This window comes from Litoreibacter ponti, from assembly GCF_003054285.1.
In the GTDB taxonomy this organism is placed as follows: Bacteria; Pseudomonadota; Alphaproteobacteria; order Rhodobacterales; family Rhodobacteraceae; genus Litoreibacter; species Litoreibacter ponti.
Genome location: NZ_QBKS01000001.1, coordinates 490,371 through 510,141, shown reverse-complemented (window position 1 = coordinate 510,141; position 19,771 = coordinate 490,371). Strand labels below are relative to the sequence as shown.

20 protein-coding genes are annotated in these 19,771 nt (G+C 63.8%); 9 read left to right on the top strand and 11 right to left on the bottom strand.

The window, feature by feature from the left end:
* Positions 1-19: 19 nt before the first annotated feature.
* Positions 20-583 carry a ribosome recycling factor gene (gene frr, locus C8N43_RS02680; RefSeq protein ID WP_107844131.1) on the bottom strand — a complete coding sequence of 188 codons (564 nt, stop codon included), beginning with the start codon at positions 581-583 and terminating at the stop codon, positions 20-22.
* Positions 584-793: 210 nt separating this feature from the next.
* On the opposite strand from frr, the gene C8N43_RS02675 reads away from it, so the two are divergent.
* Positions 794-1,828, top strand: coding sequence for a Hint domain-containing protein (locus C8N43_RS02675; RefSeq protein WP_146174147.1), 1,035 nt, complete (start codon positions 794-796; stop codon positions 1,826-1,828).
* Positions 1,829-1,834: 6 nt separating this feature from the next.
* Here the strand turns inward: C8N43_RS02675 and pyrH are convergent, their stop codons facing one another.
* The gene (gene pyrH / locus C8N43_RS02670) at positions 1,835-2,566 is read right to left on the bottom strand and encodes a UMP kinase (RefSeq protein ID WP_107844129.1); all 732 of its coding nucleotides are present in this window, start codon (positions 2,564-2,566) and stop codon (positions 1,835-1,837) included.
* A gap of 115 nt (positions 2,567-2,681) precedes the next feature.
* Here pyrH and miaA point away from each other — a divergent pair, with 115 nt between their 5' ends.
* The 6 genes from miaA to C8N43_RS02640 all read left to right on the top strand — a co-directional run bounded on the left by miaA (position 2,682) and on the right by C8N43_RS02640 (position 10,995).
* Entirely contained in the window at positions 2,682-3,560 is an 879-nt protein-coding gene (gene miaA, locus C8N43_RS02665) for a tRNA (adenosine(37)-N6)-dimethylallyltransferase MiaA (protein WP_107844128.1), read from the top strand.
* Positions 3,561-3,695: 135 nt separating this feature from the next.
* Positions 3,696-4,466, top strand: coding sequence for an AraC family transcriptional regulator (locus C8N43_RS02660; protein WP_158269897.1), 771 nt, complete (start codon positions 3,696-3,698; stop codon positions 4,464-4,466).
* Positions 4,467-4,729: 263 nt separating this feature from the next.
* Complete coding sequence (locus C8N43_RS02655) at positions 4,730-6,403, top strand: ABC transporter substrate-binding protein (protein ID WP_107844126.1); 1,674 nt, start codon at positions 4,730-4,732, stop codon at positions 6,401-6,403.
* A gap of 146 nt (positions 6,404-6,549) precedes the next feature.
* Positions 6,550-7,599, top strand: a complete 1,050-nt coding sequence (locus C8N43_RS02650; protein WP_107844125.1) for an ABC transporter permease — start codon at positions 6,550-6,552, stop codon at positions 7,597-7,599.
* Positions 7,600-8,799 carry an ABC transporter permease gene (locus C8N43_RS02645; RefSeq protein WP_107844124.1) on the top strand — a complete coding sequence of 400 codons (1,200 nt, stop codon included), beginning with the start codon at positions 7,600-7,602 and terminating at the stop codon, positions 8,797-8,799.
* A gap of 108 nt (positions 8,800-8,907) precedes the next feature.
* A complete protein-coding gene (locus C8N43_RS02640; RefSeq protein WP_107844123.1) occupies positions 8,908-10,995 on the top strand; it encodes a dipeptide ABC transporter ATP-binding protein in 2,088 nt (695 codons plus the stop codon).
* A gap of 6 nt (positions 10,996-11,001) precedes the next feature.
* On the opposite strand, the gene C8N43_RS02635 is transcribed toward C8N43_RS02640, so the two are convergent.
* The 4 genes from C8N43_RS02635 to C8N43_RS02620 all read right to left on the bottom strand — a co-directional run bounded on the left by C8N43_RS02635 (position 11,002) and on the right by C8N43_RS02620 (position 15,377).
* On the bottom strand, positions 11,002-11,862 hold the full coding sequence (locus C8N43_RS02635) for a calcium-binding protein (RefSeq protein ID WP_107844122.1): 861 nt from the start codon (positions 11,860-11,862) through the stop codon (positions 11,002-11,004).
* A gap of 62 nt (positions 11,863-11,924) precedes the next feature.
* Positions 11,925-13,403 (bottom strand): carboxypeptidase M32, encoded by a 1,479-nt coding sequence (locus C8N43_RS02630; protein WP_107844121.1) that lies wholly within the window; start codon positions 13,401-13,403, stop codon positions 11,925-11,927.
* A 6-nt stretch (positions 13,404-13,409) separates the two neighbouring features.
* Positions 13,410-14,546, bottom strand: coding sequence for a heme A synthase (gene ctaA / locus C8N43_RS02625; RefSeq protein WP_107844120.1), 1,137 nt, complete (start codon positions 14,544-14,546; stop codon positions 13,410-13,412).
* 57 nt (positions 14,547-14,603) lie between these two features.
* Positions 14,604-15,377: an RNA methyltransferase gene (locus C8N43_RS02620; RefSeq protein ID WP_107844119.1), complete on the bottom strand. Its 774-nt coding sequence runs from the start codon at positions 15,375-15,377 to the stop codon at positions 14,604-14,606.
* A 115-nt stretch (positions 15,378-15,492) separates the two neighbouring features.
* Between C8N43_RS02620 and C8N43_RS02615 the strand changes: the two genes are divergently transcribed.
* A complete protein-coding gene (locus tag C8N43_RS02615; RefSeq protein WP_107844118.1) occupies positions 15,493-16,134 on the top strand; it encodes a thiamine phosphate synthase in 642 nt (213 codons plus the stop codon).
* Here the strand turns inward: C8N43_RS02615 and olsA are convergent.
* From olsA to C8N43_RS02600, 3 genes are all read right to left on the bottom strand, one after another.
* A complete protein-coding gene (gene olsA, locus C8N43_RS02610) occupies positions 16,094-16,945 on the bottom strand; it encodes a lyso-ornithine lipid O-acyltransferase (protein WP_107844117.1) in 852 nt (283 codons plus the stop codon). The two genes, C8N43_RS02615 and olsA, sit on opposite strands and share 41 nt — an antisense overlap.
* On the bottom strand, positions 16,942-17,721 hold the full coding sequence (gene olsB / locus C8N43_RS02605; RefSeq protein WP_107844116.1) for an L-ornithine N(alpha)-acyltransferase: 780 nt from the start codon (positions 17,719-17,721) through the stop codon (positions 16,942-16,944). The genes olsA and olsB overlap by 4 nt, the downstream gene beginning before the upstream one ends.
* Before the next feature lie 63 nt (positions 17,722-17,784).
* Positions 17,785-17,958: a DUF3553 domain-containing protein gene (locus C8N43_RS02600; RefSeq protein WP_107844115.1), complete on the bottom strand. Its 174-nt coding sequence runs from the start codon at positions 17,956-17,958 to the stop codon at positions 17,785-17,787.
* A 1-nt stretch (position 17,959) separates the two neighbouring features.
* On the opposite strand from C8N43_RS02600, the gene C8N43_RS02595 reads away from it, so the two are divergent.
* On the top strand, positions 17,960-18,601 hold the full coding sequence (locus C8N43_RS02595) for a histidine phosphotransferase family protein (RefSeq protein WP_107844114.1): 642 nt from the start codon (positions 17,960-17,962) through the stop codon (positions 18,599-18,601).
* On the opposite strand, the gene C8N43_RS02590 is transcribed toward C8N43_RS02595, so the two are convergent.
* Both C8N43_RS02590 and gmk read right to left on the bottom strand, forming a co-directional pair.
* Positions 18,596-19,123 carry a gamma carbonic anhydrase family protein gene (locus C8N43_RS02590; RefSeq protein WP_107844113.1) on the bottom strand — a complete coding sequence of 176 codons (528 nt, stop codon included), beginning with the start codon at positions 19,121-19,123 and terminating at the stop codon, positions 18,596-18,598. The two genes, C8N43_RS02595 and C8N43_RS02590, sit on opposite strands and share 6 nt — an antisense overlap.
* The gene (gmk, locus tag C8N43_RS02585; protein ID WP_107844112.1) at positions 19,120-19,770 is read right to left on the bottom strand and encodes a guanylate kinase; all 651 of its coding nucleotides are present in this window, start codon (positions 19,768-19,770) and stop codon (positions 19,120-19,122) included. Before gmk ends, C8N43_RS02590 begins: the two co-directional genes overlap by 4 nt.
* Between the last annotated feature and the right edge of the window lies 1 nt (position 19,771).

Here is a 19,771-nt window from a genome sequence, read left to right as displayed (position 1 = left end):
CATATCCAACGCGGCGAAATTACACCTGCATGATTTCTTCTTGCTTGTTTTCCAGCGCCTGATCAACCGCCTTGATCTGCGCGTCGATCATCTCCTGGACCTCGCTTTCCCAGATCTTCTGGTCGTCCTCGGACAGGCCGTCGGCCTTGGCCTTCTTGATCTGGTCCATCGCGTCGCGGCGGATGTTGCGGATCGAGATGCGCGCGTTCTCGGCGTATTGCCCGGCGACCTTGGTCAGCTCGCGGCGGCGCTCTTCGTTAAGCTCCGGGATCGGCAGCATGATGATCGTGCCGTTGAGCTGCGGGTTGATGCCAAGCCCGCTCTCGCGGATCGCCTTCTCCACCTTGCCCACAAGGCCCTTGTCCCAGACGTTCACCGTGACCATGCGCGGCTCGGGCACGTTGACGGTGCCCACCTGGTTGATCGGCGTCATCTGCCCATAGGCATCCACCATCACCGGCTCCAGCATCGAGCCGGAGGCACGCCCCGTCCGCAAGCTGCCGAACTCGGTCCGCAGGGAGGCCATCGCGCCATCCATGCGGCGCTGAATATCATCGGTATCGAGCATAAAGTCGTCAGACATGGTCTTCTTCCGTCCGGTTTTTTGTTTTGTTGCTCTCCATTTAAAGCAAGCTCGGGCGTGAGGCCAGTTCGGTTTGCACGAATAGTCGCACGCCGTGTCCGCGACGCTCAATGCGTTCAATTTTAACAAAAAGGCCGCGGACCATTTACCAAGTGTTCAAGGCCTTGTGGCCATGTCGCCGGAGTATCCCGCTGTCCCCAGAGCCGTGCTTTGACCACTCTCACCGACGCCACAATGATCTACCTTGGCAACTTCGCCTTGGTCGACACTGACGAAACAGACAACGACGTGGACAACCCGTCGGTGCTGCTTGGCGTGCATGATGACCTCGCCCTTGTCACAATCACTCAGGTTGACGAGGATGATGACGGCGTCATTTATGACGACGAAAACAACCCGGCCAACGACTTCATCAACTACGATCTCGGGTCTGGCGCGGCCTCGTATTTTGTCGATGCGTCCATGATCTACACCGCAACCATCACGCTGGGGGATGGTACCACGGTCACGGATGATTATCTGGTGATCCAGACGACCAATGGGGACACGTTCCTTCGCACCACGCTGAGCAACTCCGACTCGCTCGACAACACATCCATCCAGTCCATAGAGCTGACATCGGCACAAAACACCAACGGCGCGGGCTTTTTTACGAGCGAGTCCGTCGACAACGCGTCGATCGTCTGTTTCGCCGAAGGCACCCAAATCGCAACGCCCTCGGGCGAGGTCGCCGTGGAGACGCTGAAATCGGGAATGCGTGTGCTGACCCAGGATCACGGTCCGCAAGAGATCACTTGGGTGCATGTGCGATCGCTGTTCTGGGCGGGCCCCCACGCGCCGATCCTGTTCAAGCCGGGCGCACTTGGTCCCGGCATTCCATCCGCGCCCTTGGCGCTATCGCCACAACACCGGGTGCGTTTACGCTCGAAAATCGCCAAGCGGATGTTTGCGGCCGACGAGATCTTCGTTCCCGCCAAACGCCTTCTGGACTGGCCGGGCGTGCGGCGCGGGCTGCGTGTGTTGCCGGTGACCTACGTCCATTTTGCCTGCAGGCACCACGAGATCGTCTTTGCCAATGGCGCCGCGGTAGAGACCTTCTTTCCCGGGCCTCAAGTTTCGGATATCTTGCCCGGAAAGGTGCCACCGGTCGCGCCGCCACAGCTCGCCCGACCCGAGCCGCGCGGTCATGCGCAACGCAGTCTGCTGCGCAGGCACCTGAAAAACCGCCGCTTTACGCTGACCTAAGCCGCCTCAGCCCTGCACTTTCGTGTAGGTCCCCTCGCCCGCCAGGATGCCGCGGAAGCCGCCGGGCTCGTCGAGGGAGAAGACGATGATCGGCAAGTCATTGTCGCGCGCCAGCGCGATGGCGGAGGCATCCATGACCGCCAGCCGCTTGGCCAGCACGTCGTCGTAGCTCACCTCGTCGTAGCGTTTTGCGTCGTCATGCTTGGCCGGGTCCTTGTCATAGACCCCGTCGACGCCGTTCTTGCCCATGAAGATCGCCTCGCACGACATCTCGTTGGCGCGCAGCGCGCTCGCGGTGTCGGTGGTAAAATATGGATTGCCGGTCCCGGCGGCGAAGATGCAGACCCGCTTCTTTTCCAGGTGGCGCACGGCGCGGCGGCGAATGTAGGGCTCTGCCACCTCGTTCATCGTGATGGCCGAGATCACCCGCGTGTGGATGCCAAGCGCCTCCAGCGCGCCCTGCATGGCGAGCGCGTTCATCACCGTGGCGAGCATGCCCATGTAATCCGCCGTTGTCCGCTCCATGCCCTGCGCGGAGCCCTGCAGCCCGCGGAAGATGTTGCCGCCGCCAATCACCATGCAGATCTCGACGCCCATTTCGTGCACGGTCTGGATTTCACGCGCGATGCGCTCGACGGTCGGCGGATGCAGCCCGAACCCCTGATCGCCCATCAACGCCTCGCCGGAGATTTTCAGCAAGACGCGTTTGTAGGCGGTTTTGGGGGTGTCATCGCTCATCGGGCGGATCTCCTGTTGGCTGCTTGCAAATTGTCGGCAAAATGTCGGAAAACCGGGGCGGTTTCAACGGCGAAGCGCACCAACTGCGCCACCCACATCAAGATCGCGCGGCAACATGCTGGAATTGCTTGCAACTATACCCAAAGACGCGCCGGTTTTGATCGCGGGGCCGACGGCATCGGGCAAGTCCTCGCTCGCCCTGGCTATCGCGGAGGCGCAGGGCGGCATCATCGTCAACGCCGACGCGTTGCAGGTTTTCGATTGCTGGCAGGTGCTGTCCGCCCGCCCCGACGCGTCCGAGCTGGCCCGCGCGCCGCACGCGCTCTATGGTCATATACCCTATACCGACACCTATTCCACCGGGCATTGGCTGCGTGACGTCGCGCCGTTTTTGCAAGGCGACGCGCGCCCCATCATTGTCGGCGGCACGGGGCTGAATTTCACCGCATTGACCGAGGGGCTCGCCGATATCCCGGCTACCCCGCCGCAGGTCCGGGCGGAGGCCGACGCGCTGCCGCTGGAGCTTTTGTGCGATGATCTGGACGTACAGACCCTCGCCCGGATCGACATGCAAAACCGCGCCCGGGTGCAGCGGGCGTGGGAGGTGCAACGCGCCACCGGTCGCAGCATCGCCGCGTGGCAGGACGACACGCCGCCGCCTCTTCTGCCGCTGACGCGCGCCCATGGGATCGTGCTGAACTCCGAGAAGGACTGGCTCAACGACCGCATCACCCGCCGCTTCGATCAGATGCTCGAACAGGGTGCGCTGGACGAGGTCCGCGCCCTGCGCGGCGACTGGGACCCCCGGCGTCCCTCGGCCAAGGCCATCGGCGGACCTGAGCTTATGGCGTATCTGAACGGCGAGATTTCGCTGGCAGAGGCCCGGACCCGCGCGATCACCGCTTCGCGCCAATATGCCAAGCGCCAGCGCACCTGGTTCCGGGCCCGGATGCGCGACTGGGCGCAGATTTCCGCCGATCAGCTGACGGCCTGACACAAAGTTGCCACAATTCCACATTTGACAGTGTCGCGACCCACTAAGTAGGTATTGTGACACCAAAATCGAACAATCGCCTCCCCACTTCGACCGACAGGATACCGCGGCTTCATGGCTCCCAAGACGCTCCCCATGGTAGAGACCCTCGCCACGCATCAGCGCACGGAGGCGTGGCGCTCGGATGCGGCGCAATCGCTCGATTATCCGATTCTTTTCTGGGTCACCCGTGGGCAGGGCCGGATCATGGTCGACTGCCGGATGCGCGGCATCGGGCCGAACACGGCCGTTTTCATCCCGCCCCACACGCTGTTCAGCTACGAGATGTTTGCCGCGCCGCAGGGCATGGTCGTCTCCCTGCCCCGCGACGAAAGCCTTGGCCTGCCACGCCGGGCGGCCCTGTTGAAGGCCACGACGGTGCAGATGCAAAGCGACGCGGCCGGGCTGATCGACGCGCTGGCGCGAGAGCTGTCGGAGCTGCGCCCCGGCCAGCGCCGCGCGGTGATGGCCCATGTGATGATGCTGGGCGTCTGGCTTGACCGCGCCCTGACAGAGCAGCCGCAGGAAGAGCCCGGCAAGTCCGACCGCGTATTGCGCCGCTTCAGCCATGTGGTCAGCATCGGGCATCGGGACGGAAAATCGCTGGGCGAATTCGCCGCCGATCTGCAGGTCACGCCCACGCATCTCACACGCCTGACCCAGAATGCCGTGGGCAAACCCGCCTCCGCGCTGCTTCAAGAACGTGTGATCCAGGCCGCCTGCGCCGCCCTGCGCGACACCGACCGCCCGGTGCAGGACATCGCCTCAAAGCTGGGATTTTCGAGCCCGGCCTATTTTACCCGGGCTTTTCAGCAGCATACAGGACAAAGCCCTTCGGCCTTTCGGAAATCCCGAAGATCTGCCTGATATCACGGGCTTTCGCGGTTATTTCTCGCGTTGACCCTTGGTTAACTTGCACCCTCCACCCATAAGCGTCATCGTGACGTCGTTTTTGGTCCTCCAGATGACGGAATAAACCGTTGACGGGGGGACTTGAATGTTGCGCAATGCCAACTCATGCGGATGGGGGACGCGGAAGTCAGACACTGACGCACAAGATCAAGGGCCGTGGGGGCATGTCGATGCCTGCATAGTCGCACGATACAATGATCGTCTACAGGGAGACACTAATGACGAAATCCACTTTAACCGGTGCACCCGTGCACCACGCGGCCGAGATGTATGCCAAGGAATATAAGGCTGGTCAGCTTGACCGCCGCGAATTCCTGGCCCGTGCCACGATGCTTGGCGTGACCAGCACGGCCGCCTACGCGATGATCGGCGGCGTACAGCCCGCACAGGCTGCGGCCCACGCCCAGCAAGGCGGCACGCTGCGCATGCAGATGGAAGTCCGCGCGCTGAAGGACCCGCGCACCTACGACTGGACCCAGATCGCCTATTTCACCGCCGGCTGGCTGGAGTATCTCGTGGAGTACAACTCCGACGGTACGTTCGAGCCGATGCTGCTGGAAGGCTGGGAGATCAACGAGAACGCCACCGAGTACACGCTGAATGTCCGCAAGGGCGTGAAGTGGAACAACGGCGACGACTTCACCGCCGAAGACGTGGCGCGCATCGTCACCGCATGGTGTGACAAGGATGTCGAGGGCAACTCGATGGCTGGCCGCTTTGCGGTGCTGGTCGACGCCAACACCAACAAGGCCATCGAAGGCGGGGTCGAGGTTGTGGACAGCCACACCGTCAAGCTGAACCTGCCTGCACCCGACATCACCCTGATCGCGGGCATGTCGGACTATCCGGCCGCTGTCTACCACAGCTCTGCCACCGGCACGCCGGAGGACATGCTGGCCAACCCGATTGGCACCGGTCCGTACATGCCCGAGTCGCTCGAAGTGGGCGTCAAAGGCGTGGTTGTGCGCAACGAGGGCTTCGATTGGTGGGGCTACGAGGCAGGCAAAGGCGCCTATATCGACCGCTTCGAGTTCATCGACTATGGCACCGACCCGGCAGCCTGGCTGGCCGCGGCTGAAGCCGACGAGGTGGACATGCTTTACGAAACCGTGGGCGAATTTGTCGACGTGTTCGATGGCATCTGGGAGAAATCGGAAGTGGCCTCGGCCGCGACGATCGTCATCCGCCCCAACCAGGAGGCCACAGACGCCGACGGCAAGAAACCATACGCCGACAAGCGCGTGCGTCAGGCCATCGCCTATGCCGTGGACCGTGCGGTCTGCCTCGAGCTTGGCTATGCCAATCAGGGCCAGGTCGCCGACAACACCCATGTCGGCCCGATGCACCCGGAATACGCGGATGTGCCCGGTTTCGAGCATGACCCACTGAAGGCGAAGACCCTGCTCGAAGAGGCCGGCATGGCCGATTACGAGTTTGAGCTGATCTCCATCGACGATGACTGGCGCAAGAACACCACCGATGCGGTGGGCGCACAGCTGCGTGATGCGGGCTTCAACATCAAGCGGACGATCATCCCGGGCACCACGTTCTGGAACGACTGGACCAAGTACGGCTTCTCGTCGACCAACTGGAACCACCGCCCGCTTGGCGTGCAGATCCTGGGACTGGCCTACCGCTCCGGCGAGGCATGGAACGAGGCGGCCTTCGCCAATGCCGAGTTCGACGCGGCGCTGGCCGAGGCCAACTCCATCGCCGACAACGACAAGCGTCGTGAGGTGATGGTCAAGCTGCAGACAATCATGCGCGACGAGGGCGTGACGCTGCAGCCGTACTGGCGCTCGCTCTACCGCCACATGAAGCCGGGCATCGTCGGCGCCGATATGCACATCGCGTATCTGCCGCAGATCTATAAGTACGCCTACGCGGCTTAAACCAAACCACGGCGAGGGCCGCTCCCCACACGGAGCGGCCCTTTCTGCATCAAAGCAAGCCAGCCCGCCGGATCAGCCATCCTTGATCCGGTTCCAGACGCCTCAAAGGGCGCAACCCGGGCGGCCAACACACAGGGACCCACCTAATGGGAATGTTCATCCTCCGCCGTGTGGGCGTGATGTTGCTGACGGCCTTTTGCCTGACCTTCATCGTGTTCTTCATGACGAACCTTTACCCCAACCTCGAGAAGCTCGCCAAAACCCAAGGCAACTTCCGCATGTCCGACGAGGCGGTGGTCAGCTACCTGACCCGCGAGGGCTACATGGCCCCCCTGCCCGTCAAGTACGGCCGCTGGCTGGGGGTGCTGCCCAACCACGTCTTCACCGACGAAGACGGCAAGGTCACCGGCAAGTGCATCCGCGAGGGCGTCAACACGCCCGAGACCGCGCCCGCCTATTGCGGCGTGCTGCAGGGCGAATGGGGCTACAGTTCGGTGTTCAAGGAGGATGCGGGCTCGATCATCGCCAAGCGGCTGGGTCTGACTGGCTGGCTGGCGCTCGCGGCCTTCGCCGTGATGATCCCGCTGGCGCTGATTATCGGGGTGCTTGCAGGGATGCGCGAGGGGTCGCGCACCGACCGGTCGCTGTCGACTTTTTCCATCGCGTCCTCAGCCACGCCGGAATATGTCTCGGGCGTGATCTTTATCGCGGTCTTTGCCTCTTCGGCCTTCGGGCTGCGCTGGTTCAAGGGCTCGTCCACATCTGCGATGGACGATATCACCTTCGCCAATTTCACCCTGCCGGTGGCCACCATCGCGCTCTACGGCGTGGGCTACATCGCGCGGATGACGCGGGCCTCCATGGCCGAGGTCATGACCGCGCAATATATCCGCACCGCGCGCCTCAAGGGGGTGAGCTTCCCCAATATCGTGATGCGCCACGCGCTGCGCAACGCGCTGATCGCGCCCTTCACGGTCATCATGCTGCAGTTCCCCTACCTTTTGACCGGCGTGGTCATCACCGAGACGCTTTTCAACTACAAGGGCTTCGGCTGGATGCTGGTGCAGGCCGCATCGAACAATGACATCGACCTTCTTCTCGGGGGCTCCGTGGTCGCCGTCTTTGTGGTTCTGGTCACGCAGCTGATCTCTGACGTCGGCTACGTCTTCCTCAACCCCCGCATCAGGATTTCATAAATGGACCCGCTCAGCTGGGGCGAGATTATCGTCCAACTCTTCTTGCGATTCACACCGGTGTGGATCGCCCTCATCGTCACCTTCGCGCTGTCGATCACCTACAAGCGCAAGCTCGGCCTCTACGGCAAGCTCTTCGACAGCCCCATCGGCATGGTGGGCTTCTTCATCACGATGTTCTGGGTGTTCACCGCGCTCTTCGTCTCGTTTGACATGATCATGACCCACGATCCGCTGACGCAGGTCTCGGGCATGAAGAACAAGGTGCCCGGCACGCCGCTGACCGGCGCGGGCGAAGGCGATTACCCGCATTACCTGTTGGGCGGCGACAATCTGGCACGCGACGTGTTCAGCCGGGTCGTGAAAGGCTCGCAGATCGTGCTGGTCATTGCGCCCGCGGCGACGCTGTTTGCCTTTATGGTGGGCATCACGCTGGGCCTGCCCGCCGGTTATTTCGGCGGCAAGCTCGACACCGTGCTGTCCTTCCTCGCCAACCTCGTGCTGGCCTTCCCGGTGATCCTTTTGTTCTTCCTCTTGGTCACGCCGGAAATCCGCAACTACGAGGTCTTCTCGCTGTTCGGCAGGCCTGCCACCTTCCCGATGACAATGGCGGGCATTCTGTTCCTGTTCCCCATCGTGTTCTTGCTTGTGCTGTGGCAGTCGCGCTATTTCACGCAGCCGTCCAAGCGCAACCTGTACGTGGCACTCACAGTCATCATCGGCGGCTACATCTATCTGGGCCTCGCGTGGGACGCAGACCCGCTGGGCATCGTGTCGATCGAAAACGGCGTGCTGATCGTGTTCGTCTCGGTGGTCTTCGTGAACAGCCCGACGGTGTTCAGGATCGTGCGTGGCCTGGTGCTCGACATCAAGACGCGCGATTACGTCGCCGCCGGTCAGACCCGCGGCGAAGGCCCGTGGTACATCATGCTGTGGGAGATCCTGCCCAACGCCCGTGGCCCGCTGATCGTCGATTTCTGCCTGCGCATCGGCTACACGACGATCCTTTTGGGCACCTTGGGCTTCTTTGGCCTCGGCCTGTCCTCGGAGAGCCCGGATTGGGGCACGACAATCAACGCGGGCCGCCGCCTGCTGTCGGTCTTCCCGCACCCCGCCATCGTCCCCGCCGTGGCCCTGATGAGCCTCGTGCTGGGCCTGAACCTGCTGGCCGATGGCCTGCGCGAAGAGAGCTTGAAGGATTAATGGCGGTGTTTTGGAACAAAACCCGCCACGTGCGGTGTAGCGAAAACGCGCAGCGTTTTGGCGGGCCGGCACCCGGTCCAATCAAGCTCGAGAATTTGGAGATAGCCCATGGCTGACACAGACACCTATGACGGCCCGATCCTGGAGATCGACCAGCTTTCGATCTCCTTCTTCACACGGCTGCGCGAAATTCCGGCGGTGATGGACTTCTCCTGCACCGTGCAACCGGGCGAAGCGATGGGCCTTGTGGGCGAGTCCGGCTGCGGCAAATCCACCGTGGCGCTTGGCGTCATGCAGGACCTTGGCGTGAACGGTCGGGTCGTGGGCGGCTCGATCAAGTTCAAAGGCCGCGACCTTGGCCAGATGAGCGCCGAAGAATTGCGCGACATCCGCGGCTCCCAGATCGCGATGATCTATCAGGAGCCGATGGCCTCGCTGAACCCCGCCATGCGCATCGGCAAGCAGCTGATGGAAGTGCCGATGATCCATTTCGGCACCTCCGAAAAGGAAGCCTATGAGCGCGCGCTGGAAGTGGTCACGGACGTCAAGCTGCCCGACCCCAAGCGCATCCTGAACTCTTTCCCGCACCAGCTGTCAGGCGGCCAGCAGCAGCGCATCGTGATCGCGATGGCGCTGATGTCGAAGCCGTCCCTGCTGATTCTCGATGAGCCGACCACCGCGCTCGATGTGACCGTCGAGGCCGCCGTGGTCGAGCTGGTCAAGGATCTGGGCAAGAAATACGGCACTTCGATGCTGTTCATCTCCCACAACCTTGGCCTTGTGCTGGAGACCTGCGACCGCATTTGCGTGATGTATTCCGGCGAGGCGGTCGAGACCGGTTCGATTGAGGACGTGTTCGACGAGATGCAGCACCCGTACACGCAGGCGCTGTTCCGCTCGATCCCGCTGCCCGGGGCCGACAAGAACGCGCGCCCGCTGGTGGCGATCCCCGGCAACTTCCCCCTGCCCCATGAGCGACCTCAGGGCTGCAATTTCGGCCCGCGCTGCGACTACTTTCAGGCCGGTCTGTGCGATCAGGGCGACATCAAGATGCAGAAGATCAAGGGCAACGACCGCCACGGCTCGCGCTGCCTGCGCATCGAAGAGATCGACTGGAACGCCCCCATCGAGCTGGGCGCGCAGACCCAGAAGTCGGAACCCGGCGACGTGGTCCTGAAGATGGACAACCTCAAGAAATACTACGAGGTCGCGGCCTCCGCGCTCTTTGGCGGCTCGAACAAGAAGGTCGTGAAGGCCAACGAGACGCTCAGCTTCGAGGCGCGCGAGAGCGAGACGCTCGCCATCGTGGGCGAATCCGGCTGCGGCAAATCCACCTTCGCCAAGGTGCTGATGGGGCTGGAGACCGCCACGGATGGCAAGATCCTGCTCCACAACAACGAGATCCAGGATACGCCGATCGAGAAACGCGACACCAAGACGATCTCGAATGTGCAGATGGTGTTCCAGAACCCGTTCGACACGCTGAACCCGTCGATGACCGTGGGCCGCCAGATCATTCGGGCGCTGGAAATCTTCGGCATCGGGGACAGCGAGGACGCGCGCGAGCAGCGCATGTTGGAGCTGCTCGATCTGGTGAAGCTGCCGCGCGAATTCGCCGGACGCATGCCCCGACAGCTATCAGGTGGTCAGAAGCAGCGCGTGGGCATCGCCCGCGCCTTTGCCGGCGACGCCAAGATCGTGGTGGCCGACGAGCCGGTCTCCGCGCTCGATGTGTCGGTGCAGGCGGCGGTGACCGATCTGCTGATGGAAATCCAGCGCGAGAACAAGACGACGCTTTTGTTCATCTCCCACGATCTGTCCATCGTGCGCTACCTGTCGGACCGGGTGATGGTGATGTATCTGGGCCATGTGGTCGAGCTGGGCACGACCGATCAGGTCTTCCAACCGCCCTACCACCCCTATACCGAAGCGCTGCTGTCTGCGGTTCCCATCGCGGACACCTCGGTCGAGAAGAAGCATATCGTGCTCGAAGGCGACATCCCGTCAGCGATGAACCCGCCCCCCGGTTGCCCCTTCCAGACGCGCTGCCGCTGGAAAGAGCAGGTCCCGGGCGGGCTGTGCGAGAAAGAGGTGCCGCCGATGCGCCGGATGGCGGAGGGCCATCAGGTCAAATGTCACCTTGCCGAAGACATCCTTGCCCGCATGGAGCCGGTCATCAAGATCGCCGCGGAATAGCGGGCCTCAGGCGACGCTTTCCTCCAGGGTGATCGTCGCCACGTCGAAATCGGGCTGTCCGTCGATATTGAGAATGGCGGCACCGTCCTTCAGGATCGTGCTGCCGGTCCCGTCCAGATAGTTCTGCGCGGTCAGCTCCGGGACCACGGGATCGCCCGTGACCGGGTCGCTCTGCGCCTCATAGAGCACTGTGATCGTGTCCTCGGCGGGGTCGAAATCGGTCACCCGCGCCGCGGCGTCGGGTTCGATCGTCTCTTCCACAATGAAGCTGTCCGCGCCCGCGTCCCCGGTCCCGGTGTCATCGCTGGACAGGAACAGCGTATCGTCACCCGCGCCGCCAAGTAGCGTATCCGCGCCGTCCGACAGCGTGCTGGCCCCGCGCACATTGCCGTGCAGCACGTCATCGCCTTCCCCGCCAGAGACCAGATCGGTGCCACTGCTGCCCGTCAGCACATCATTGCCCGCCTCTCCGAACACCTGATCGTCATTCCCCGCGCCATTGAGCGTATCGTTGCCTTCGCCCCCGCGCAGCAGATCGTTGCCGAAACCACCGTCGATGCGGTCGTCGCCCAGACCGCCTTCGCCCTGATCATCGCCTTGTCGCAGAAGGATCTCGTCAGCGCCGTCGCCGCCGAAGACCACATCGCTGCCAGAGCTGCCCTCGAACGTATCGTCACCGCCCAGCAGAAAGGTCGTGAGGTCCGGGCCTGCGGCGGTCAGCGCATCGGCGTCTTCGGTGCCAAACACGTCGCTGACCAACACAGGGGCCGCGACGTCATCTTCGTCATCGTCCTCCGCCCCGTTCACCAACGGGACAAGAAACCCCAGCAGGAAGAAGAGCGCATTCCCAATATCGGCCCAATACACGTCCAGATCGCCTCTCGGATTTACCTCAGGCAGGTCTCTAAAGCAGTGGGCTTAAGGAGCGATTAAAGCGCGTAGAGGTCCTCGAATTTCGCCTCAAGGTAGTCCAGCAGCGGCGCCTCGCTCGGCTCGAACCCGCAGGCATGCACGATGGTGTCGCGGGGCTCGCGCAGGCCGCCATATTGCTGCAGGTGCTCACGCAGCCACGCCGTGGCCTTGGTCGTGTCGCCCTGCGCCAAGTCCGCGTCCAACGACGGCACGGCCTTGCGCAAGGACTGGTACAGGCAGCCCGCATAGACATTGCCCAGCGAATAGGTCGGGAAATAGCCAAACAGGCCGAACGACCAATGCACGTCCTGCAACACGCCGTTGGACGGCTTGTCGACCGCGACGCCGAAATCGGCTTCAAAGCGCGCGTTCCAGGCGTCTTCAAGGTCGGCGACCTCCAACTCGCCCGCGATCAGCTGGCGCTCCAGATCAAAGCGTAGCATGACGTGCAGGTTGTAATGCACCTCGTCGGCCTCGGTGCGGATGTAGCCGGAGGACGCGCGGTTCACGACCTTGTAGAACGCATCCTCATCCGCCACGCCGAAATCACCGAACTGGTCGCGCATTTGGCCGTAGAGCCAGCCGGTGAAGGCCCGCGAGCGGCCCAGCTGGTTCTCGTAGATCCGCGACTGGCTTTCATGCACGCCCATCGACACACCCGCGCCCAAGGGCGTCAGCGCATACGCGTCGCGCACGCCCTGCTCGTAGCAGGCATGGCCGACCTCGTGCACGGTGGAGTAGAAGCAGTTGAACGGATCGCGCGGGCTGGTGCGCGTGGTGATCCGCACATCGGTTCCGGAGCCGCTGGAAAACGGGTGCACGGCCTTGTCGATGCGGCCGCGCGTCAGGTCATAGCCAAAGGTGGCGGCCAGTTTTGACGACAGCGCCATCTGCCCTGCCTCATCGAATTCCCGGTCCAACGGGGCGGGCGCATCCGCCGCCAGCACCCGCGCGCGCAGGTCCACCAGCCGGGGGCGCATGGCGTCAAACATCGCCTGCAACTCGGCCCCGGTCATGCTGGGCTCGTAGTCATCCAGAAGCGCGTCATAGAGATCACCACCCGCGGCAAGGCACGCGGCCTCTTCCCGCTTCAGCTCGATCATGCGGGCCAGCGTCGGCGCGAACGACGCGAAGTCGTCCTCCGCCCGCGCCTTGGCCCAGATGCCTTGGCCTGCCGAGGTGTGACGGGCGATATCCGTCGCCAGCTTCTCGGGGATCTTGGTGTTGCGCGCGAAGGAGCGTTTGAGATGGCGCAGCTTGGCCTTGTCTGCCTCGTCAGAGGCTTCGGCCTTCATCAGCCACTCGCCCAGACGCGGGTCGGTGCGGCGGGCGTGCAGCACGCTTTCCAGCGCCGCCATCTCCTCGGACCGCAGCGCCGCTGCCCCTTCGGGCATCACCGTTTCCTGATCCCAGCCCGTGCGGCCCGCGACCGAGGCCAGCGCCTGCGTCGTGCGGTCAAACTCCATCAGCGCGTCGAATGCGGAAGATGCGGACATGGGGACTTAGCTCCTGAGCGATTGGGCGGGCGGGTAAAGCGCCATGAAGCGCGCCCGCAGGATCAGGCAGATCAGCACGACCGCCCCGAATTGGTGGACGATGGCGAGGTGCCAGGGGGCCGCGTAAAGCACCGTGCCGATGCCCAGCACCATCTGGCCGAACATCATCACCGCGACCCAGTCGAAGGATTGCTTGACCGCCCGGCTCGCCGCCCCGCGGGAGCGCCACCAGACGAACAGCCCGAAGGCGAACAGGATGTAGCCGAGGATGCGGTGGTTGAACTGCACCAGAGCCTCGGACTCGAAGAAGTTGCGCCACCACGGCTCGACCTCGAAGGCGAGGCCGGGGAAGAACTCACCTGCCATCAGCGGCCAATCGGTGTAGGTGCGGCCCGCGTCGATGCCCGCCACCAAGGCGCCCACGACGATCTGCAGGTAGGCCAGCGGCACCAGCACGGTGGTCAGCCCCACCAGGGACGCCACGCCAGAGCGACGCGCCTGCATCAAATCCGCCTCCGTGCGGCCCAGCGTATAGACGTACCACGCGATCAGCCCAAGGATCACAAAGGCGAGGCCCAGATGCGTCGCCAAGCGGTAGGAGGCCACATCGAGCATCGTGCCCGTCAGCCCGCTCGACACCATCCACCAGCCAATCGCGCCCTGCAGCCCGCCAAGCGCGCCGAGGCCCAGCAGACGGCCTGTCCAGCCGGTGGGGATTTGCTTGCGCAGCAGGAACCAGAAGAAGCCCACAGCCCAGACCAGACCGATCACACGGCCAAGCTGGCGGTGGCCCCATTCCCACCAGTAGATCACCTTGAACTCGGACAGGCTCATGCCCTTGTTTTGCAACTGGTATTCGGGGATCGCGCGGTATTTTTCGAATTCGCTTTCCCATTCCGCTGCAGATAGTGGTGGGATTGAGCCCGTCACGGGTGCCCATTCGGTAATCGACAGCCCTGAATCCGTCAGGCGGGTCAGCCCGCCCACCGCGATCATCACCACGACGAGCGCGAACAGCACCATTAGCCACGCGCGGATGCCGCGGCGGTTCCCGCGGGACGCCGCACGGTCGATCGCGCCGGGCTGCGCCACGGGCTTCTCTGCGCTCGCTACTTCCTCGAAAATACTACGTTTTTCGGCCATCCCGCCCTCTTATCTGTCTTTGTGCGCAACGTAAGCCTGCCCCCCTCGGGCGGCAAGTCAGTCGCCACGTTCCTTCCAGCGCACAAATTGCCGCAGCATGCCGTGGAAGGTCTGCACATCCATCTGGGTCAGCGGCATGCGCGACAGCATGTTGCGCAGGTTCATCTGCATGGAGTCCGCCTTGTGGTCGGGGAAGAAGAAGCCCGCATCGTCCAGCCTCTGCGCGAAATGCTCGAACAGTTTTTGCACCTCGACCTGGCTCGCAAACTGCGTGCCGGCCATCTCGACCACCTCGGGGGCGTCCTCGCCCGTCTGACGTCGCCACTCATAGGCCACCAGCAGCACGCATTGCGCAAGGTTCAGCGACGCAAAGCCCGGGTTCACCGGGACCGAGACGATGGCGTTGGCCTGCACGATATCGGCGTTCTCCAGCCCGGCGCGTTCCGGCCCGAACATCACGCCCACGCGCTTGCCCTCACCGATCAGGGCGCGAGTATGGGCCATGGCGCGCTCGGGCGTCATCACGGGCTTGGTCAGGTCGCGAGAGCGCGCGGTCGTCGCAAACACGTAGTCCAGATCGCCCAACGCGTCCGCCGTGCTCTCGAACACGCCCACATGGTCCAGCACCCGCGACGCGCCGGATGCCGTCGCCACGGCGGCGGGGTTCGGCCAGCCATCGCGCGGGGTCACGAGCCGCATCCGCTCCAGCCCGAAATTCCACATCGCGCGGGCGGCAAAGCCGATATTCTCGCCCATCTGAGGTGCGACCAGCACCATAACGGGCTGTGGTCCGCTCCAGTCCGCCTGTGCGCCGTGGTCTGTGCCTGACATGATGCTCCCTCGCGGCAAAGTCGCCCGGGTTTAGGCCTACGCGCCCGCCATCGCAACAGCCTTGTGAGGGCGCAGCCGGGCCGCTATGAGAGGCCAAACAAAGGGATAAACACCAATGGCCCAGACCGACACCGCCCAAGAGGCCCCCGAGACCCCGCAAACCTACCTGATCACCCCGCCGGAGTTCGAATTATCGAGCTTTCCGGCCACGTTGGCGCGCGTGCTGGACGACCACGAGATCGCCTGCATCCGCCTGAGCCTGGCGACCCGCGACGAGGACCGCATCTCGCGCGCAGCCGACCTGATCCGCGAGCAGGCCCATGCCCGCGACATCCCCCTGATCATCGAGGCGCATTTCCTGCTGGTCGAAAAGCTAGGCCTCGACGGGGTGCATCTTCTCGACGGTGCGCGCTCCGTGCGCAAGGTGCGCAAGGAAATCGGCCCGGACGTGGTGATCGGGGCCTTCTGCGGCCCGTCCCGCCATGACGGCATGTCGGCGGGTGAGGCAGGCGCGGACTATATCGCGCTCGGCCCCGTGGGACAGACCGCTTTGGGCGACGGCGAAGTCGCCGAGACGGAGGCCTTCGAGTGGTGGTCGCAAATGATCGAGCTGCCGATCGTGGCCGAAGGCGCGCTGAGCGTCGAGGCGGTGGAGCGGCTCGCGCCCTACACGGATTTCTTTGCCGTGGGCGACGAGATCTGGGGCAGCGATGATCCTAGCCGTGCGCTGACAGATATTCTTGCGCCTCTGGCGTAAGTTCCAGCCCGCCCCGCACGATCTTCTCGCAGGCCAAGGCCAGCTCCTTGCGGCTGGCATAGTCGGACACTTTCAAAGGTGCGTGGTACGTCACGGTAATGAGGCCCTGCGGCCGCGCGGCAAGCGTCTGCAACAGGTGCGGCGCAAACTCCATGTCGCCCCACCACCCATAAAGCCGCGGATCGCCGCCGCCGGGCGCGCTGTAGGACAAAGTGGCGGGTTGGATATAGAGCTTATCACGCAGATTATCCGTGAAGAACGCCGCGAAGAGCGTTGATTTAAATGGCAAAACCCGCAAGCCATCCGTGCTGGTGCCCTCGGGGAAGAATAGCAGCTTGTGGCCCGCAAGCAGCCGATCCTCGAACACCTGCTTTTGCGCCCGCGCCTGCTTGGGGTCGCGGTCGATGAAGACGGTTCCGGTGGCGCGTGCGAGCCAGCCGATGCCGGGCCACTTCGCCACCTCAGACTTAGAGACGAAATAGACCCGCTTGCGTGCATTCAGCGAGAAGATGTCGAGCCAGCTGCAATGGTTCGACACCACCGCGCCGGGCTGGCTCATCGGGCTGCTCTTGGAGCGGAACTTGATCCCCAGAAGGATCAGCGCCGTGCGGCAGACCACCCGCGTGATATGCGGCGTCCAGGGGCGGTGCAGCCCGTGAATCGGTGCCTCGACCAGCCTCACCAGCAGCAGCACCGCCAGCCCGCCGAAGACCAGCAGCGCCAGCGGCACCGCGCGCAGCACCGCGACCGCCCATTGCGCAGGTCCCAGCCGCAGATGCGGCGGCGCGTCGGGGCTTTCCCAGGTGCTCATTGCGCGGGCGCGGCCTGGCTGCGCGGCTTGGAGTAGATATCGCGGTGGCGCTTGGACATGCGCGCCGTATCCATCACAAGACACACGTCTATCGTGTTGAATTCATGGTCAATATAGGCGCCGTCCCCCACCGTGCCGCCAAGGCGCAGGTAGGCTTTGATCAGCGCGGGCGTGTCGCGCATGGCGGCGGGGCGGTCGATCTGATCGGGGGGGATCAGGTCCATCGGCTGATGGACGGTCGCGCGCGGGCGCAGCGGCTCTGGGGCGAGATGGGCGTGGTGCAGGTGGGACAGCGACTGCGCCACCGCATCCACGTCAGTGCCGTGGAAGCTTGCGACCCCGAACATCACCTCGATGCTGTGGGTTTGGACATACTCGGCCAGCCCCTGCCACAGATGATACATCGCCGTGCCGCCGCGATAATCGGGATGCAGGCAGGAGCGGCCCAGCTCCATCACCCGGCGGCCCGAGCCTTTGAGCGCCGACAGGTCATACTCAGCCTCGCTGTAGAAGCGCCCGCCATCGGGCAGCATGTCGCCGCGCAGCAGGCGGTAGACGCCCACCACGGGCGCGTCGCAGCGCGCATGGTCGAGCAGGATCAGGTGGTCGTAGAGCGGGTCGAACGCGTCGCGCTCCAGCCTAGCCTCGTGGTCGACCAGCGGACCATCGCCGCCCAGCTCTTCGACGAAAACCTTGTAGCGCAGCTGCTGGGACGCGCGCAGATCGCCCGCGTCGCGGGCAAGCCGGGTCTCGAACACTGGCGCGTCAGAAGTCATCGAAAGTCGCTGTGGCCCCACTTTTGCGCCTCAGATACGCGCCGCGGCCGGTTCGCGCAATGGTTAGACGTCAAATTGCAAGGTCAGGTCTACCCGCGTTGCGTCGAGAGTCATTTTGCCCATATTCTCAAAGTTAACTGTAATTTTACCGTTTATGTTGGATTGAACTTGTCCAAGGCCCCAATCGGGTTCGGCCGGGTTTCGCACCAGCATCCCCGGCTCCAGCAAGGAGTTCATATTGTCCGACATTGCCCGCTCTCCCGTGTCCGAGGATGACGCCCCGAAGGTTGTGCACGACACCGCCTCTTTGCTGGCCTCGCGCATCTGTCATGATCTAATTAGCCCCATCGGCGCAATCAGCAACGGCATGGAGCTGTTGGTGATGTCCGGCCTGCCTCGCTCGCCGGAGCTGGCGCTGATCGAGGAAAGCATCGCCAACGCCAACGCGCGCGTGCGGCTGTTCCGGCTGGCGTTTGGTACGGCCAGCGAGGGGCAGAAATTCTCGCGACAGGATGTGGTGAAGCTGCTGGCCGATTGCTACGGCACAGGCCGCGTCTCGGTGCAGTGGGAGCCGGTCTCTGACCTGACCCGGGTGCAGGCCAAGCTTGCCCTGCTGGCGGTGCTGTGCCTCGAGGTCACCCTGCCCCTTGGCGGCCAGATCGTCGTGCGGTGCGAGCGTGACCAATGGCAGATGCAGGCCTACGGCGAAAAGATCCGCTACGACGATGATGTCTGGGCGACGCTCAACAGCAGCCTGCGCGGCGCGCTGGCACCGGCCCATGTGCAGTTCATCCTGCTGCGCGAGGCATTGGACCGGCTCGGCGCGGAGCCGATGTGCGGCCATTCCGACAGCGCCGTGTCGATCCGCTACACGCTATAGCGCCTGCAGCCCGTCGCGGAAGCGGCGCATCTTGGCCTGATAGCCGAGAGCGGAGTTGAGCAGCATCTTCTGCGCGCTCGCATCGAGATCGCGGATGACCTTGCCCGGCGCGCCCATCACGAGCGCGCCATCGGGGATGTCCTTGCCTTCGGTGATCAGCGCGCCCGCGCCGATCAGGCAGCCTTTGCCGATCCTGGCCCCGTTCAGCACAGTGGCCCCCATGCCGATCAACGTCCCCTCGCCGATATCGCAGCCGTGCAGCATCGCCTTGTGGCCGATGGTGCAATTGGCGCCGATGACCAGAGGGTAGCCGATATCGGTGTGCAGCACGCAGTTCTCCTGCACGTTCGAGCCGCGCCCGACGGTGATGCGCTCATTATCGCCGCGCAAGGTGGCGCAGAACCAGACCGAGACGTCTTCCTCGATCACGATGTCGCCGATCAGATTGGCGTCCGGCGCGATCCAGAACTCATCGCCCTCGGGCAATTGGGGCGCCACCCCATCCAGCGCATAGAGCGTCATGTGCGGGCCTCGTATTCCTCGTTCAGGTCGCGCACCAGCGTCATCAGACCGGGCTGGCGCGACCGCTTCAGCCGCTCGGCGGTCAGGATCGCCTGCAGCTCTGCCTCGGCCACATCGAGATCGCGGTTGATCAGGCAGTAATCATATTCGGCCCAATGGCTGATCTCGTCGCGGCTTTTCTTCATCCGCGCCGCGATCACCGCGTCGCTGTCCTGCGCGCGGCTGCGCAGGCGCTTTTCCAGCTCCACAATCGAGGGCGGCAGGATGAAAATCGACACCACGTCTTCTGCAAGCCCGGAGTTGCGGATCTGCTGCCCGCCCTGCCAGTCAATGTCAAAAATCACGTCACGGCCGGCCGAGATCGCCTCCTCCACCGGGCCGCGGGGGGAGCCGTAGAGATTGTCGAAGACCTCGGCGTGCTCCAGCATCTCGCCTTCGGCAACCATGGTCTGAAACTCCTCGCGGGAGCGGAAGAAGTATTCGCGTCCGTCCTGCTCGCCCTCGCGCGGGGCGCGCGTCGTGGCCGAGACCGAGAAGGACAGCGTGTCGTCCCAGGCCATCAGGCGGCCCGCGAGCGTCGACTTCCCCGCGCCCGAGGGCGAGGACAGGATGATCAGAATGCCGCGCCGCGCTGTCGGTGCTGCCATT